Source organism: Rhodococcus sp. PSi06 (assembly GCF_054960675.1).
Genome location: NZ_JBHNYO010000012.1, coordinates 86,685 through 102,009, shown reverse-complemented (window position 1 = coordinate 102,009; position 15,325 = coordinate 86,685). Strand labels below are relative to the sequence as shown.

The 15,325-nt window shown below is 63.9% G+C and carries 17 protein-coding genes and 4 tRNA genes; 18 read left to right on the top strand and 3 right to left on the bottom strand.

Features of this window, described 5'->3' with window-relative positions:
- Positions 1-2: 2 nt before the first annotated feature.
- From phnC to htpX, 6 genes are all read left to right on the top strand, one after another.
- Positions 3-806, top strand: coding sequence for a phosphonate ABC transporter ATP-binding protein (phnC, locus tag ACFI9K_RS16780; protein ID WP_462664543.1), 804 nt, complete (start codon positions 3-5; stop codon positions 804-806).
- Positions 807-814: 8 nt separating this feature from the next.
- Positions 815-1,597, top strand: coding sequence for a phosphonate ABC transporter, permease protein PhnE (phnE, locus tag ACFI9K_RS16775; RefSeq protein ID WP_462664542.1), 783 nt, complete (start codon positions 815-817; stop codon positions 1,595-1,597).
- Positions 1,594-2,496, top strand: a complete 903-nt coding sequence (phnE, locus tag ACFI9K_RS16770) for a phosphonate ABC transporter, permease protein PhnE (RefSeq protein ID WP_462664541.1) — start codon at positions 1,594-1,596, stop codon at positions 2,494-2,496. The genes phnE (ACFI9K_RS16775) and phnE (ACFI9K_RS16770) overlap by 4 nt, the downstream gene beginning before the upstream one ends.
- Positions 2,497-2,498: 2 nt before the next feature.
- Positions 2,499-3,350 (top strand): MurR/RpiR family transcriptional regulator, encoded by an 852-nt coding sequence (locus tag ACFI9K_RS16765; protein WP_462664540.1) that lies wholly within the window; start codon positions 2,499-2,501, stop codon positions 3,348-3,350.
- A gap of 124 nt (positions 3,351-3,474) precedes the next feature.
- Positions 3,475-4,494: a polyprenyl synthetase family protein gene (locus tag ACFI9K_RS16760; protein ID WP_462664539.1), complete on the top strand. Its 1,020-nt coding sequence runs from the start codon at positions 3,475-3,477 to the stop codon at positions 4,492-4,494.
- 82 nt (positions 4,495-4,576) lie between these two features.
- Complete coding sequence (gene htpX, locus ACFI9K_RS16755) at positions 4,577-5,446, top strand: zinc metalloprotease HtpX (protein WP_222093794.1); 870 nt, start codon at positions 4,577-4,579, stop codon at positions 5,444-5,446.
- Positions 5,447-5,474: 28 nt separating this feature from the next.
- On the opposite strand, the gene ACFI9K_RS16750 is transcribed toward htpX, so the two are convergent.
- Entirely contained in the window at positions 5,475-5,975 is a 501-nt protein-coding gene (locus ACFI9K_RS16750) for a YajQ family cyclic di-GMP-binding protein (RefSeq protein WP_135041210.1), read from the bottom strand.
- A gap of 175 nt (positions 5,976-6,150) precedes the next feature.
- Here ACFI9K_RS16750 and ACFI9K_RS16745 point away from each other — a divergent pair.
- The 11 genes from ACFI9K_RS16745 (at position 6,151) to rplA (ending at position 10,900) form a co-directional block, all read left to right on the top strand.
- Positions 6,151-6,233, top strand: a tRNA-Tyr gene (locus ACFI9K_RS16745).
- 180 nt (positions 6,234-6,413) lie between these two features.
- A tRNA-Thr gene (locus tag ACFI9K_RS16740) sits at positions 6,414-6,486 on the top strand.
- A gap of 62 nt (positions 6,487-6,548) precedes the next feature.
- Positions 6,549-6,621 (top strand) — tRNA-Met (locus ACFI9K_RS16735).
- Positions 6,622-6,701: 80 nt separating this feature from the next.
- Positions 6,702-6,869, top strand: coding sequence for a 50S ribosomal protein L33 (gene rpmG / locus ACFI9K_RS16730; RefSeq protein WP_027498281.1), 168 nt, complete (start codon positions 6,702-6,704; stop codon positions 6,867-6,869).
- Between the two features lie 138 nt (positions 6,870-7,007).
- The gene (gene hadA, locus ACFI9K_RS16725; protein WP_462664631.1) at positions 7,008-7,520 is read left to right on the top strand and encodes a (3R)-hydroxyacyl-ACP dehydratase subunit HadA; all 513 of its coding nucleotides are present in this window, start codon (positions 7,008-7,010) and stop codon (positions 7,518-7,520) included.
- Entirely contained in the window at positions 7,507-7,932 is a 426-nt protein-coding gene (gene hadB / locus ACFI9K_RS16720; protein WP_462664538.1) for a (3R)-hydroxyacyl-ACP dehydratase subunit HadB, read from the top strand. Before hadA ends, hadB begins: the two co-directional genes overlap by 14 nt.
- A gap of 187 nt (positions 7,933-8,119) precedes the next feature.
- Positions 8,120-8,192, top strand: a tRNA-Trp gene (locus ACFI9K_RS16715).
- Positions 8,193-8,222: 30 nt separating this feature from the next.
- Positions 8,223-8,693, top strand: coding sequence for a preprotein translocase subunit SecE (secE, locus tag ACFI9K_RS16710; protein WP_462664537.1), 471 nt, complete (start codon positions 8,223-8,225; stop codon positions 8,691-8,693).
- Between the two features lie 66 nt (positions 8,694-8,759).
- The gene (gene nusG, locus ACFI9K_RS16705; RefSeq protein ID WP_462664536.1) at positions 8,760-9,608 is read left to right on the top strand and encodes a transcription termination/antitermination protein NusG; all 849 of its coding nucleotides are present in this window, start codon (positions 8,760-8,762) and stop codon (positions 9,606-9,608) included.
- 64 nt (positions 9,609-9,672) lie between these two features.
- The gene (gene rplK, locus ACFI9K_RS16700; RefSeq protein WP_008713829.1) at positions 9,673-10,107 is read left to right on the top strand and encodes a 50S ribosomal protein L11; all 435 of its coding nucleotides are present in this window, start codon (positions 9,673-9,675) and stop codon (positions 10,105-10,107) included.
- A 73-nt stretch (positions 10,108-10,180) separates the two neighbouring features.
- Positions 10,181-10,900, top strand: coding sequence for a 50S ribosomal protein L1 (gene rplA, locus ACFI9K_RS16695; RefSeq protein ID WP_027498276.1), 720 nt, complete (start codon positions 10,181-10,183; stop codon positions 10,898-10,900).
- Positions 10,901-10,975: 75 nt separating this feature from the next.
- On the opposite strand, the gene ACFI9K_RS16690 is transcribed toward rplA, so the two are convergent.
- Positions 10,976-11,881: an alpha/beta fold hydrolase gene (locus ACFI9K_RS16690; protein ID WP_462664630.1), complete on the bottom strand. Its 906-nt coding sequence runs from the start codon at positions 11,879-11,881 to the stop codon at positions 10,976-10,978.
- A gap of 16 nt (positions 11,882-11,897) precedes the next feature.
- Positions 11,898-13,844, bottom strand: a complete 1,947-nt coding sequence (locus ACFI9K_RS16685) for a CocE/NonD family hydrolase (RefSeq protein ID WP_462664535.1) — start codon at positions 13,842-13,844, stop codon at positions 11,898-11,900.
- 237 nt (positions 13,845-14,081) lie between these two features.
- On the opposite strand from ACFI9K_RS16685, the gene ACFI9K_RS16680 reads away from it, so the two are divergent.
- Positions 14,082-15,320, top strand: a complete 1,239-nt coding sequence (locus ACFI9K_RS16680) for an SDR family oxidoreductase (protein WP_462664534.1) — start codon at positions 14,082-14,084, stop codon at positions 15,318-15,320.
- Positions 15,321-15,325 lie beyond the last annotated feature (5 nt).

Here is a 15,325-nt window from a genome sequence, read left to right as displayed (position 1 = left end):
CGATGAGCGGGGACGGCATCGCGTTCGACGACGTCTCGGTCACCTATGCGGGCGGCCATACCGCGCTCGACGGCGTGACGCTGGATATTCCAGCGGGTCAGATGGTGGCCGTCGTCGGTTTGTCCGGTGCCGGAAAGTCGACACTGATCAGGACCATCAACGGCCTCGTTCCGGTCACGTCCGGCACCGTGACCGTCGGAGATCGCGCCGTGAACAACCTCGGCGGCAAGGGGTTACGGGATCTGCGCGGCGACATCGGAATGATCTTCCAGGGCTTCAACCTCGCCAAGCGCACCAGCGTGTTGAACAACGTGATGATGGGCCGGTTGCACAGTTCTCCGACGTGGCGAACGCTCCTCGGCGCATGGTCGGCCGAGGACACCGAACTGGGAATGCAGGCCCTCGAACGCGTCGAGATCGTCGGCAAGGCCTATCAGAAAGCGTCGTCGCTCTCCGGCGGTCAACAGCAACGCGTTGCCATCGCGCGGGCACTGGCACAGCAGCCGCGGGTGATCCTCGCGGACGAACCGGTGGCCTCGCTCGATCCGCCGACCTCGCACGTCGTCATGCGAGACCTCCAGCGCATCAACGCAGAACTCGGCATCACCGTCGTCGTCAATCTGCATTTTCTCGATCTCGCCAGGCGTTACGGCGACCGGCTGATCGGGCTGCGCGACGGCAAGGTCGTGTTCGACGGCCATGGCCGAGACGCCGACGAATCGGTGTTCGAGAGCATCTACGGACGCTCGTTGACCGCCGAGGACGTGTTGGAAGCGAGCCTCTCAAAAAACGGGGCCGAGCTGTGACGAGCTCGGTGACGCAGAGGCCGCACAAACCCCGGAGCGCGTGGAAAACCGTTGTCGTACTGGCCGTCATCGCCGGTATCACGATCTGGGCCGGGATCGGTGTCGGTGCCGACCTGGGTGCCATCATCGACAACTGGGGCAACGCGACGGGCAAACTCGTTCAGCTGATGCAGCCCGACTACTGGTTCTTCCCCGAGACCGTCGATGCGATCCTCGAGACGCTGCAGATGGCCGTCATCGCGACGGCGATCGGTGCCGCACTGTCCTTTCCGCTCAGTTTCGCGGCCTCGCGCGTCACCAACCCGAATCGGCCGCTCCTGACCGTCGTCCGCGGAATCATGAATGTCGTCCGCGCCGTGCCGGATCTGCTGTACGCCGCCGTGTTGGTTGCGGTGGTCGGCACCGGCGCACTGTCGGGAATCCTGGCGCTGATCGTGTTCAACGTCGGCATCATCGTCAAGCTGGTGTCCGAAGCGCTCGACGCCGTCGATCGGGGACCGCAGGAAGCCGCCCTCGCAGCCGGTGGTACGTGGATCGCGGCCGATCGCAGTGCTGTTGCCCCGCAGATCTTTCCGGCGTTCGTCTCGCAGAGTCTGTACACGTTGGAGTTGAACGTCCGGGCCTCGGCGGTCATCGGACTCGTCGGCGCAGGTGGCCTCGGCATGTTGATCGACAACGTGCGCACCTTCTACAAGTATCACCAACTCAGCCTCATCATCCTCGAGATTCTCGTCATCGTCCTGGTGCTCGAACTCGTCTCGTCCTGGGCCCGCCGAAAGTTGGTCGGATGACCGTCATCGACCGGACCGCCCGTGCCACTGCGGCACGTCCGCGCCCACCACGCAACCCCCTGCGTACCGCCGTCTGGGTGGGCATCGTCGCATTGTTCGCAGTGTCGTTGTACGGCATCGAGATTCGCTGGGACAGGTTGCTCGATCTCCCGCAGAACCTGCTGCGCTACGCCGGGCTGATGTTCGCGCCGCCGGACTTCTCCGCGCTGGGCAAGGCCGTCTCGGCCACCGTCGAATCGGTGCAGATGGCCTGGTTCGGAACGATTCTCGGCATCATCGTGTCGTTTCCGCTGAGCTTCCTGGCGGCCGCGAACATCGGACCGATCTGGCTGCGCTGGCCGCTGCGCGTCGTGTTCGCCATCATCCGGGCGGTACCCGAGGTCGTCATCGCGATTCTCATCCTCTCGGTCACCGGGCTCACCGCGTTCACCGGAGCGCTCGCCATCGCCATCGGCTCGGTCGGCACGCTCAGCAAGTGGGGCTACGAGGCAATCGAAGGTGCGGAGAAGGGGCCGATCGAAGCGGCCAGGGCCGCAGGTGGTTCGACCGCTCAGATCGTGCGGTGGGGACTGTGGACCGACGTCTCGCCGGAGGTGTTCGCATTCTGGCTCTATCGCTTCGAGATCAACGTGCGCGCCTCGGCCATCCTGGGGCTCATCGGTGCAGGCGGTATCGGCAGCATGCTGGTCGACAACGTGCAATACCGGCAGTGGGGCGCTGTCGGCATGCTGCTGATCGTCGTCGTGGTCATCACCGTGATCATCGATCAGATTTCCGGACAGGTCCGTCGACGCATCGTCGACGGGCACTGGGGCTGGAGCGGGGCCGGCACGGGCAGGAGCGCAGCCCGCGGAGCGACCGGGACGGGCCGATGGAGAAGAGGTACGCGCAAGATATGAGCATGGATCTCGCGCCGGGTGGAGTCGTACCGCACATTCGATCGGTCATTCCGTCGTTGCTGCCGGTCGAGCGGGCCGTCGCCGAAGTGTTTCTCCAACGCCCCGCCGACATCGTCGAGATGTCGTCGCAACAGGTCGCCGACGCGGCAGGCGCATCGCGGGCCTCGGTGGTGCGCACCTGCCAGAGCCTCGGCTTCGGCGGGTATCAGCAGTTGCGGGTGCTCCTCGCGCGCGACGCAGCGCGGGCCCTGCCCACGCAGGAGCGTTCGGCAGACGGTCCGTTCGCGATCGTGACCGAGACGTTCGCCCATGTCGGTGAGTCCATTGCGGCGATGACCGCCCTGCTCACTGCCGAGGACGTCACGCACGCGGTGTCCACCCTCGCCGGGGCGGAATCGATCGTCGTCATCGGGAACGGGCTCTCGGCTGCGCTGGCCGCCGATACCGATGCTCGGATGCGTTCGGTGGGTCTGCGCTCGCACGCACCGACCGATTCCATCGCGCAGCAGGTTGCCGTCCGGCTGCTCACCGACCGTGACGTCGCCCTGATCATCAGTGGGTCGGGCGCGACGAGTGCATCGACGAGGGCTGCGCAGGCTGCGCGGGACCGGGGAGCCACCGTGGTGTCGGTGACGTCGTTCGCTCGTTCGACTCTGGCGGCCGCGTCGGACATCGCCTTGGTGGTGGGTATGCGAGATCTCAGTTTTCAGCGAGAGCTCGCCGTCACGAGCCGAATTCCGCACGTCATCCTGCTCGAAGGACTGATGGCGGCGCTGACCGACGCGTTGGGGGACAGGGCGTCGGCGGCGATGGCTGCGACCCTCGAAGTCATTTCCGGCAACCTGGGTGAGTGAAGCGTCACCTGTGGTCGGTGACACCGTCGCACCGATACGCACGCTAGGTTCACTACGGTAGGGCGAGCAGCGGCGCTGAAGCTGCTTGCGCGGGCATGTCGACGACAGGACAGGGACCAACATCGTGAGTACAGACGACGCTGCCGAAGCAACGGTCGTTGCCGGAGTCGACCTGGGTGACCCGGAGCTCGCGCGATCCGTCGCCGACGGTCTCGCCCGCGTCGAGGAGCTGATGATCAGCGAACTGTCCGATGGTGAAGAGTTCCTGACCGAAGCCGCGTTGCACCTGGCCAAGGCGGGCGGTAAGCGATTCCGTCCCCTCTTCACCGTGCTCACCGGCCAGCTCGGACCGTCTCCGACCGACCCGGCCATCGTCACCGCCGCCACCGTCGTCGAGCTGGTTCATCTCGCCACGCTCTACCACGACGACGTGATGGACGAGGCGTCGATGCGGCGCGGCGCCGAGAGCGCGAACTCACGCTGGGGAAACAGTGTGGCGATCCTCGCGGGCGACTACCTCTTCGCGCACGCTTCGCGTCTGGTCTCCACGCTCGGCCCCGATGCCGTCCGCATCATCGCCGAGACTTTCGCCGAGCTGGTCACCGGGCAGATGCGCGAAACTATCGGAGCCCAGGGCAGCGACGACCCCGTGGCGCACTACCTCAAGGTCGTGTGGGAGAAGACCGGGTCACTGATCGCCTCGTGCGGGCGGTTCGGCGGAACGTTCAGTGGCGGCGACGCCGAGCACGTGGGTCGCCTCGAACGCCTCGGTGACGCGGTCGGCACGGCGTTTCAGATCTCCGACGACATCATCGACATCTCCTCGGCCACCGAGCAGTCCGGCAAGACCCCCGGCACCGACCTGAGGGAGGGTGTCCACACCCTCCCGGTGCTCTTCGCATTGCGCGAGGAGGGTGCCGACGGCGATCGGCTCCGTCAGATCCTGGCCGGCCCGGTGACCGAGGATGCCCTGGTCACCGAGGCACTCGAGCTGTTGCAGCGCTCGCCGGGGATGGCCTCGGCCAAGAAGACCCTCGGTGAATACGCAGCCCGGGCCCATGCCGAGCTCGCGCAGCTGCCTCAAGGACCGGCCAACGACGCATTGGGCCGGTTGGTGAACTACACCGTCGAACGCGTCGGCTGACGACCCTCCGGGCGGGAACTGCAGGTCGGGGTGTTTTCGTTGAATCGGGTAGTAACACCCGGTACGAGGAGGCATTCCAGAAATGAACAGCTACGCCAACGGTGCGAAGACATTCGGCCTGCTGGTCGGGATGTCTGCGCTGATCGTCTTCATCGGCTCGTTGTTCGGCAACTCGACGATACTGATCGGGTCGATAGTGCTGGCCGTCGGCGTCAACGGCTACGCGTACTTCAACAGCGCGAAGATGGCACTGAAGTCGATGCACGCGGTGCCGGTGACCGAGCTCGAACAGCCGGCGATGTACCGGATCGTGCGCGAGTTGGCTACCGCCGCTCATCAGCCGATGCCCGCGTTGTACGTGAGCCCGACCAACAATCCCAATGCGTTCGCCACCGGTCGCAATCCGCGGAACGCGGCCGTGTGCTGCACCGACGGCATTCTGCGCATCCTCGACGAGCGGGAGCTGCGAGCGGTGCTCGGTCACGAGCTCTCACACGTCTACAACCGGGACATCCTGATCTCGTCGGTTGCCGGTGCGATGGCGTCGGTCATCTCGGGTCTGGCCAACCTGGCCTTCTTCGCAAACGTCTTCGGCGGTCGCGGCAACGGCGGAGCGAATCCGCTGGCCCTGCTCCTGGTGTCGATGCTGGGGCCCATCGCCGCATCTCTGGTTCGCCTCGCGGTCTCCCGTTCGCGTGAATATCAAGCCGATCAGTCCGGTGCCGAACTGACCGGCGATCCGCTGGCCCTGGCGTCCGCGCTCCGCAAGCTCGAGCAGGGAGTGCAGTTGGCACCGCTGCCGCCCGAGCCGCGCCTTGCTGCGGAGTCACACCTGATGATCGCCAATCCGTTCCGCCTCGGCGACAAGGCGGGTGCGCTCTTCGCCACCCACCCACCGATGGCCGACCGCATCGAGAGACTCGAACGGATGGCCGGCCACCGGCCGTACTGAGCGGCTGCGCTCACATGCGCGGAGCGCTCTAGCGGTAGTTGACGAACTGCAGTGCGATGCCGAAGTCCTCGTTCTTGAGCAGCTGCTGGATGGCCTGGAGGTCGTCGCGCTTCTTGCTGCTCACCCGCAGCTCGTCGCCCTGAATCTGGGCTTTGACGCCCTTGGGGCCGTCGTCACGGATCTTCTTGGAGATCTTCTTGGCGTTCTCGGTGCTGATGCCCTGAACGAGCTTGCCGGTGACCTTGTAGACCTTGCCCGACGCAGCGGGATCGTTGGTCTCGAAGGCCTTGAGGGACACGTCGCGTCGAATCAGCTTTTCCTTGAACACGTCGAGGGCAGCTTTGACCTTCTCCTCGGATTCGGACGTGATGACGATGGTCTCGGCCTCGCCGCTTCCGGACCATTCGATGCTGGTGTCGGATCCGCGAAAGTCGAAGCGGGTTGCCAGCTCTTTCGCGGCTTGTCCCAGAGCGTTGTCCACTTCCTGGCGGTCGACTTTGCTCACTACGTCGAAGGACGAATCAGCCACTTCTCACACTCTCCAGTCGAATCGAAACGTTCGATGTGGCGATGGGGTCGGCCACATCCTGCAGGGACTTTATCGGCCCGCTACCGACCGTATCCACCCGGTTTGCGTTCCGGGGGGACGTTCGTTGTATTCTTCTCACCGCGCCGAAGAGCAGTACGGGCTTCGATCGCAGCACGGCAGATTGCCCGAGCGGCCAATGGGAGCGGACTGTAAATCCGTCGGCTTATGCCTACGTAGGTTCGAATCCTACATCTGCCACACCTGGAACCCCGGCGAGGATTTTCCTCGCTGGGGTTTCCATGTGAAGAGGCCATACGAAGGTCGCTGACCACGCAATTTGGCAGTCGGTGCTCGGAATGTGTAACCTCTTGAAGGCTTCAACGCACGGCAACGTGCGCGGGAGTACAGCCTGCGGAAAGATCGATCTCGCAGTCACCCGCCCCCTTAGCTCAGTCGGTAGAGCGTTTCCATGGTAAGGAAAAGGTCAACGGTTCGATTCCGTTAGGGGGCTCGCTGGATTGGATTGCTCGACGTTGCGTTCCCGACGTGGAATGGTGGACGACGAGCACCTGAGGCGGTGTAGCTCAGTTGGTAGAGCAAACGACTCATAATCGTTGCGTCGCCGGTTCAAGTCCGGTCACCGCTACACAGTAGGCAAGCACGACCAGTAGCACCCAGAACAGTCCTGATTGACCCAGATCAGATTTACCCGAAAGTAGGCGTCCAGTGGCCTCCTCCACCGATGTGCGGCCCAAGATCACCTTGGCCTGCGAGGTTTGCAAGCACCGCAACTACATCACCAAGAAGAACCGTCGTAACGATCCCGACCGCATCGAGCTGAAGAAGTTCTGCTCCAACTGCGGCACTCACCGGGCTCACCGCGAGTCTCGCTGATCCTCACGGCTCGCTGGTTCGCAGTTCCGATCTCTTATCGGCGCCCGGCGTTAGGTCACAATTTTCTCCCTAACGGCTCTTGCGTCCAGGGTAGAAAAGGTCTCCACCGTGTCACAAGCTCCACATGACGTCCCGGCCATGGATGCGTCCGCACATGCGGCGTCCATGGTCGGTTCTCATTTCCGCGTCGACGACTTCTACGAGGTCGGCCGCGAGAAGGTTCGTGAATATGCGCGTGCCGTCCAGGATTTGCACCCCGCGCATCACGACGAGGACGCAGCGAAGGGCCTCGGTTACGACGGTCTCCTCGCGCCCTTGACCTTTATTTCCCTGCTCGGCATCATGTCGCAGACCCGGATGCTGCAGGAGGTCATCACGGGTTACGACCCGAGCCAGATTCTGCAGACCGATCAGAAACTGGAATTCCATCGCCCGATCCAGGTGGGCGACCGCATCTTCTGCGACGTGTATCTCGAGTCTTTCCGGCAGATGAGTGGCAGCGACATCATGACCACGAAGAACATCATCACCGATCAGAACGGTGAGCTCGTGCAGACCACCTGGACCACCATCGTCGCGCGAACGGGCGGGGAGATCGACGAGAACATCGCTCACGCCGTCAAGGAAGTGATCAGGCATGGCGCTTCGTAACTTCGACGACGTGTCCGTGGGCGAAGAATTGCCCGAGCGAATCGTCTCCTTGACCCGCGGCGACCTGGTGAACTACGCCGGCGTGTCCGGCGATCCCAATCCCATTCACTGGAGCGACGAAGTCGTCGAGCTGGCCGGACTGAACAACGTCATCGCACACGGCATGCTCACGATGGGTCTCGGTGCCGGGTTCGTCACGTCGTGGCTGGGCGATCCGGGTGCTGTCACCGAGTACAACGTGCGTTTCACCAACCCGGTGTACGTCTCGTCGGATTCGGCGACCCAGGTCGAGTTCACCGGCAAGATCAAGTCGACGGACGCCGACGCGCGAACTGCCGTGGTCGCCATCGTGGCGAAGGCCGAGGGGAAGAAGATTTTCGGGCGAGCGACTGCTACGGTGCGCTTGGCCTGAACATGTCGATCCGGTCGGGCGCAGTACGGCCGGAACGACGGGATTTATCTGTTCCGAAGGGTGTGCAGTACACTGAGATTTCTGGGGTAATCCGGCGCTCTGCGCTGCCCGCGTCCTCCTCGGAGGGTGTAGGGCTCGCGTGATTGTGGCGGATGGACACCAGAGCGGCCGAGAAGTTTTCGGCCGAAGGGGCGTAGCTCAATTGGTAGAGCAACGGTCTCCAAAACCGTAGGTTGCAGGTTCAAGTCCTGTCGCCCCTGCCCAAGGTGTCAGCAACTGAGAGGAACGACGTGAGCGAGGAGCGCGGTAAGCGCGACGGTCGATCGGGGGAGTTCGAGGACTCTTCGGCCCCAGACGACGTCGTAACTGGCTCCGAGGGCCGTCTCTCCGATGCTGACACGTCCGCTGGTGAATCTGCTGCAGATGCAGTGGTCCCCACCGGCAAACGATCGTCGAGCAGGTCCCGCGGCAGCAGTGCTGCAGCGGTGTCGATGACCAAGGCCCCGGCCGCGTCGGCGAAAACCAAGTCCGGCTCGGGACGTTCGGGCAAGACCAAGGCAGACAAGCGGCCCAACGTCTTTCTGCGGCTGCTGCAGTTCTTCCGCGAGGTCGTAGCCGAACTGCGCAAGGTCATCTGGCCGAACAAGAAGCAAATGGTCACCTACACGACCGTCGTGCTCGTCTTCCTTGCGTTCATGGTCGCGTACATCAGCGGTCTCGACGTGTTGTTCCTCAAGGGCGTCGGCTGGTTGTTCGGCTGACCGTGGACGGCTGCCGGGACTTTTCGACGATCGAATCGAGCAGGAAACTAGAGAAAGGGTGCTGACGTGAGCACGCCGCACAACGACGCCACCGAAGTGGCCGCATTCGACGCCGATGTCGAGGCGACCAAGCAGGGCCTCGAAGCGGAGCAGGCCGCTCAGGACCGCGAGACGGACGAAGCAATCAAGGCCGACGTCGCAGCCGCTGCCGGCGAGGACGTCGTCGACGAGGATGCAGTCGCCGAAGGCGATGAGGTTGCCACCGGCGACGACGCCGACGTCACTGCCGAGCCCGAGGATCCCGTCGCCGAGATGAAGGCGGCTCTGCGCCGCGCACCCGGTGACTGGTACGTCATTCACAGCTACGCCGGCTACGAGAACAAGGTCAAGGCCAACCTCGAGACCCGCGTGCAGAACCTCGACGTCGGCGACTACATCTTCCAGGTGGAAGTTCCCACCGAAGAGGTCACCGAGATCAAGAACGGCCAGCGCAAGCAGGTCAACCGCAAAGTTCTGCCCGGCTACATCCTGGTCCGCATGGAACTCAACGACGAGTCCTGGGGAGCGGTGCGTAACACCCCCGGTGTCACCGGTTTCGTCGGCGCGACGTCGCGCCCGTCGCCGTTGACCATCAACGAGGTCGTCAAGTTCCTCATGCCGCAGGAAGGTGCCAAGAAGGACGCGAAGGCGACCGCCGGCACCAGCGACCAGAGCGGCGACACCACGTCGAAGCCGACCATCGAGGTCGACTTCGAGGTCGGCGAGTCGGTCACCGTCATGGACGGCCCGTTCGCGACTCTCCCCGCCAGCATCAGCGAGGTCAACGCCGAGCAGCAGAAGCTCAAGGTGTTGGTATCGATCTTCGGCCGTGAAACCCCGGTCGAGCTCGGCTTCACCCAGGTCTCCAAGATCTAGAAGCCGCGCGCACAGACTTGCAGTAGCAACCGCAAGAAACCCGAGCGAATACAAGGAAAAAGAAATGCCCCCGAAGAAGAAGAAGCTAGCCGGGATCATCAAGCTTCAGATCCAGGCCGGTGCCGCCAACCCGGCACCGCCCGTCGGCCCCGCACTGGGCCAGCACGGCGTCAACATCATGGAGTTCTGCAAGGCTTACAACGCCGCGACCGAGTCGCAGCGCGGCAACGTCGTGCCGGTCGAGATCTCGGTCTACGAAGACCGCACGTTCGACTTCAAGCTGAAGACTCCCCCCGCTGCCAAGCTGCTGCTCAAGGCCGCAGGCGTGGCGAAGGGCTCCGGCGAGCCGCACAAGACCAAGGTCGCCAAGGTGACCATGGACCAGGTGCGCGAGATCGCCAAGACCAAGCAGGAAGACCTCAACGCCAACGACATCGACCAGGCCGCGAAGATCATCGCCGGCACTGCTCGCTCGATGGGCATCACCGTCGAAGGCTGATTTCCAGCACGAAACGTGGGAGAGCCGGCCAGGCTCGTCAACCACTCTGAACTCGAACGAAGGACAGTAAGACATGGCAAAGCGCAGCAAGGCCTACCTCGAGCAGGCCGCAAAGATCGACCAGGACAACCTCTACTCGCCTCTCGAAGCCGCAAAGCTGGCCAAGGAGACCGCGTCGAGCAAGTTCGATCCCACCGTCGAGGTCGCAGTGCGACTCGGCGTCGATCCCCGCAAGGCGGATCAGATGGTGCGCGGCACCGTCAACCTTCCCCACGGCACCGGCAAGACCGCTCGGGTTATTGTTTTCGCCGCTGGTGAGAAGGCTGCAGAGGCCGAGGCAGCAGGAGCCGACGTCGTCGGCGCAGAAGATCTGATCGAGCGCATCCAGGGCGGATTCCTGGACTTCGACGCGGCGATCGCCACCCCCGATCAGATGGCCAAGGTCGGCCGCATCGCCCGTGTCCTCGGACCGCGTGGCCTGATGCCGAACCCGAAGACGGGCACGGTCACCAACGACGTGACCAAGGCTGTCAACGACATCAAGGGCGGCAAGATCAACTTCCGCGTCGACAAGCAGGCCAACCTGCACTTCGTCATCGGTAAGGCCTCGTTCGACGAGACCAAGCTGGTGGAGAACTACGGCGCAGCGCTGGACGAGATCCTGCGTGCGAAGCCGTCGTCGGCCAAGGGCCGTTACGTCAAGAAGGTCACCGTCTCGACCACCACCGGACCCGGCGTCCAGGTCGATCCGAACCGTACGCGCAACCTCCTCGAGGACGACGCGAACGCGTAATCGCGAACAGCTCCGAACGAAGGCCGGTCTCCCTTGGGGAGGCCGGCCTTCGTCGTTGCGGTCTACGGGGCGAGTTCAGGCCGCTCGCGCACGAGCGAAGTTGGCCAGGATGATGCCGCTGATGCGGTCCAGCAACGCTGCGGGCAGGTCGTGGGCCATTCCGTCGATCAGTGTCAGCTCGGCTCCGGGGACTGCGCGGGCGATGGCCTTGCCGCAGGACGGTCTCACCAGTTTGTCGGCGGTGCCGTGAATGACCGTGGTCGGTGCCGTGATCTTCTTCGTGTAGGGCTTGAGGCTGCCGGTGCCGGTGATGGCCGCCATCTGGCGGACGACGCCGGACGGGTTGTAGTTGCGCTCGTACATCACCTGGGCGATTTCGAGTTGCTCCTCGAGTGGGGTCCGGAACCCGGGTGACCCGATCGTGGACAGCGTCTTCGCCGAATGCGCGATGATCTCGTCCTTGGTGGCGTCCTTACCGACGCCACCGATCAGCGGCAGCAGCGCCCGGGGATCCGGCGGTGGCAGGAACGGCTCGTTGGTGCTCGAGAAGAGGATGCCCACCGATTCGGTTCGTTCCGGGTAGCTACCGGCGAAGACCTGGGTGATCATTCCGCCCATCGACGCACCGACGACGTGCACGGTGTCGATGCCGAGGTGATCGAGTACGCCGACGGCGTCGGCCGCCATGTCGACGATCGTGTAGGGCACGTCGGAGGACATCCCCAGCTCGTGCCGGATCAGTCGAAGAATCTGTGATCCCCGCACCTTTTGACCGGACATCTTCGAGGAGAGCCCGATGTCGCGGTTGTCGATCCGGATCACTCGGTAGCCTGCATCGACGAGACGGGTGCAGAAGTCCATGGGCCACAACGTCAATTGCGCGGACAGGCCCATGATGAGCAGCACTGCGGGATCGTCTACCGATCCCATGTCCTCGTACGCGATCTCGATGGAGTTCGCCGGAGCGATACCTTGTTCCATTCTCATGGTGTCGTTCCTACCAGCCCGGCTCGCCGAGCAACGGCACCACCAGGTAACTCGGGCTCTCGGGGTCGATGCTGACGTCCTGTGGGCGCAGTCGTGTGCGCACGAGATCCGGCAGAATCGGGATGAATCGCGTTGTGTCGGTGGCGAATACGTCGACGCGCAGTCGGTGTCCCGTCGCGATGACGGCCTCGGTGCTGAGAATGTCGATGTCGAGCGTGATGGGTTCACCGATGGGCACCGGCAGAAGTGCCGCCGCGGTGAGTGGGTGGTAAGGGCGGGTGTAGTCGCCGTTCGGGGCGAACAGCGAACGCTCGTCGTCCACGGCCCGACGCGACGCGAGAAGTGCGCCGTTGCTCAGTACGGTCGAGGTGCCGTCCGGGGCGACGTCACAGACCATGATGGCCCACAACGCTTCTCGCGCATGGCAGACCACCCGGAGATGTAGATTCATCGGCCCGGACACGACGGCGTCGGACTCCGCCGGACCGGTGGTGAAGGTGACTGCGGCCCCTTCGGCGAATCGGTTGTCGTAAGTGAATCCGCCACCCAACACGGCCGTCACGCCGGCGAGTACCTGGGTGGTGTCACGGGATACGACGGCCCGCAACGACGGACGTACCGTGAGCACGCCCGACGATGGCGGCGGGTCGAAGGTGAGGCTGCCGTCGGCGACGGCATGGGCGGCGGTGCCCGAGACCTCAGCAGACAGGTACAGCCTTCGAGGTAGTGCGTGGGGAGCCGGAAAGCGGCCGTGCGCAGTCCAATTGCCGCCCTGTTGACGCAATGTGACGGGGCCGTAGTTCTCGATTCCGTTGTCGACGTCGCGCAGCCATTTGTCGAACCAGGCGCGCTCGAGCACGTCCAGACGCGGTGGAAAGCCTGGTTCGCCGAACCCGATACCGGGATTGACGTGGTAACCGTCGCCGACGAGCAACTGCTTCGAGCCGCGTTCGAGGGGGAGTCGGTTGTAGATGTCGGGGGCGGAGCCGCCGAAGATGTCGTGCCAGCAGCCGTACAGGAAGGTCGGCACGGCGATGTCTTCGATGACGGCGTCGATCGTGTCGTAGTACTCGTCGTCGTAGATCCGTGGGTCATGGCCTGTGACGAAGCCTTTGGCGAGATCGAACAGATTGGTGGCGGGGGATCGAGCACGGTCGCGGAGCCAGGCGAATGCATCGATTCCACCGAGGGCAGGTGCCCATTTCAACCCGTTGACGGCGGCGAGCCACAGCGGGATGAATGCCGACGTCGCCCCTCCGGTTGCGAAGATCTCACGAACGATGTCCACCGAGCCCTCGACGGCGAAGATCGCGTCGAGCCCGGCGGGTTGCTTGGCCGCGGCCTGCAGCGCATTGATCGCGGAGTACGAGATCCCGGCCATCCCCAGCCTGCCGTTGCACCAGTACTGGCGTCGGACCCACTCGATCACCTCGAGCGAGTCCAGTTGTTCCCGGGTGCCGAGCACGTCCCAGATGCCCGAGGAGCTGCCGGTGCCGCGGACGTCGACGATCATCTGGACGTATCCGCTGCGGACGAGGTGGCGATTGACCGTCAGCAGGTCCGCCGCTCCGCCCGCCACCACCCGGGTGATCTCGGTGATGCCGTCGAACTTGGTTCCGCTGAGGTCGAATGCGGACGAGAAGGCGCGGATCGCGCGCCCGAGCACCGGGGCCTCGAGGACGGTGTCGATCCCCTTCATCAGCAGCTTGTTGTACGGGGTGAGGTTCAGGACGGTGGGAAAACTGCCCTCCACCGCCCGGCCCGAAGCGTCCGCGGGCCGAATGACGTACGCGCGTAATGCTGTGCCGTCGCTCATCGGGATGCGGACGTTCGCCGAGATGGACACTCGCGGGTACTGGGGCTTCTCGCGAACGATGGCCGCCCACGCCGCCGCCGCGTCGCCGCCGCTGGGATCGCGAGCGGGCTGCAGGAGGGGATGGGGCGCCGTGGCAGTCATGAAGATCGATTAGACCTTCGAACGACCCCATTTGTCCTGCGGAACGCGAATCGGTCGTAATATGCTCCAACAATTCTTGCTCTCGACTGTGTTTCGTTGGGAACACTCTCAACAAAAGTTGAGCACAGCTATGGGCCGTACCAGACTTTTCCGGTCATCGTGTCGTGAGCGCCCACAGTTGCTAGGTTTTGCCGGTCCGAAGTGACATGGGACACCAGTCGTTGCAGGGGAGCGCGAATGCACGTAGAAGCACTGTTCGGAGATGGTTCGTTGCGTCCGGTCTGGCCGCACGCGGATGCACTGATCACCAGCGAATGCCCTGGGCTTCGCTTCGGCGGGAAGTACGCGGACGTCGTTGCCCTGAGCAACGGTGATCCCACCGCGCTTCGGCCGTTCATCGACGAGGAGACCCGTCGCCGGGTCGCTGCGATGGCAGCCCCGGCCACCGATACTGCATTGGTGTTCGGTGCCAACGGTTTTCTCGGCGCCCACCTGATCGGTCGACTCACGCGTGATGCGGCGGTGCAGGTCGTGTACGCGATGGTGCGCCCCACCGACGAAGAGTCTGCACTCGAGCGACTTCAGCGGACGTTCGACCAGTACGAGATCGTGGTCGATGCCGACAAGATTCGTATCGTCGAAGGCACCCCCACGGCATTTCGTTTCGGTCTCGACAAGGCGTCGTACTTCGATCTGGCCGCGGGAGTGGGGCAGATCTTCAACTGCGCCAGCTCCACCGACTACACCGAGAGCTATGCCGAGCTGCGTGACGACTGGTTCGTCAGCGTGCTGCGCATCCTCGAATTCAGCATCACGTCCACGCGCAAGCACCTCACCTACGTGGGCAGCATCGGCGCGCATCTCTACCAGAAGCCCGAGGATTTCCGCCGCCCCGATTCGTGGTGGTACTCCGGCTATGCGCAGATGAAGTGGGTCAACGCAACGCTTCTCGGGTGGCTCTCGATGTCGGATACCTATTCGGTCACCCTGTGCGAGGCCCCCTACATCCTCGGCAGTACCGAACTCGGCCGCGATCCCGGCCGGGTGTACAGCTTCTGGCGCATCATCGAACTGGCCATCGCCGCCGGTGCCATCTGGGACGGCCCAGGGATGAACTACGTTCCGGTGGACGTGATGTGCGACGTCATGGCCGGCAATGCGCTGCGCAGTCATCCACTGACGCGGCTACTTCCGAGCAACCCCACCGGGTACGGACACGATCTGTACGCCGAGCTGCTCGGACTCGACCTGGTGAGCTGGGACGAGTTCAAAGAGCGTGTCAGTTCGCGTATTTCGCCTCGATTCGCCGAGACGATGCTGGCCGACAACATCGACCAGCTCATGCGCCTGGTGCACAAGCCCGAGGCCATTCTGCCTGTCGATCACGACATTTCGTGGTGCGATCATCGCCGACTCTTCGAGTTGTACTTCGAGAAGGCGCAGCTCAAAACGCTTTCGCCCGCCGTCGCGCACTGACGTGG

Coding starts and splice junctions, on each gene's coding strand:
- phnC (WP_462664543.1), top strand. CDS start 3: ATGAGCGGGGACGGCATCGCGTTCGACGACGTCTCGGTCACCTATGCG.
- phnE (WP_462664541.1), top strand. CDS start 1,594: ATGACCGTCATCGACCGGACCGCCCGTGCCACTGCGGCACGTCCGCGC.
- ACFI9K_RS16765 (WP_462664540.1), top strand. CDS start 2,499: ATGGATCTCGCGCCGGGTGGAGTCGTACCGCACATTCGATCGGTCATT.
- htpX (WP_222093794.1), top strand. CDS start 4,577: ATGAACAGCTACGCCAACGGTGCGAAGACATTCGGCCTGCTGGTCGGG.
- hadA (WP_462664631.1), top strand. CDS start 7,008: ATGGATGCGTCCGCACATGCGGCGTCCATGGTCGGTTCTCATTTCCGC.
- hadB (WP_462664538.1), top strand. CDS start 7,507: ATGGCGCTTCGTAACTTCGACGACGTGTCCGTGGGCGAAGAATTGCCC.
- rplK (WP_008713829.1), top strand. CDS start 9,673: ATGCCCCCGAAGAAGAAGAAGCTAGCCGGGATCATCAAGCTTCAGATC.
- rplA (WP_027498276.1), top strand. CDS start 10,181: ATGGCAAAGCGCAGCAAGGCCTACCTCGAGCAGGCCGCAAAGATCGAC.
- ACFI9K_RS16690 (WP_462664630.1), bottom strand. CDS start 11,881: ATGGAACAAGGTATCGCTCCGGCGAACTCCATCGAGATCGCGTACGAG.
- ACFI9K_RS16685 (WP_462664535.1), bottom strand. CDS start 13,844: ATGACTGCCACGGCGCCCCATCCCCTCCTGCAGCCCGCTCGCGATCCC.
- ACFI9K_RS16680 (WP_462664534.1), top strand. CDS start 14,082: ATGCACGTAGAAGCACTGTTCGGAGATGGTTCGTTGCGTCCGGTCTGG.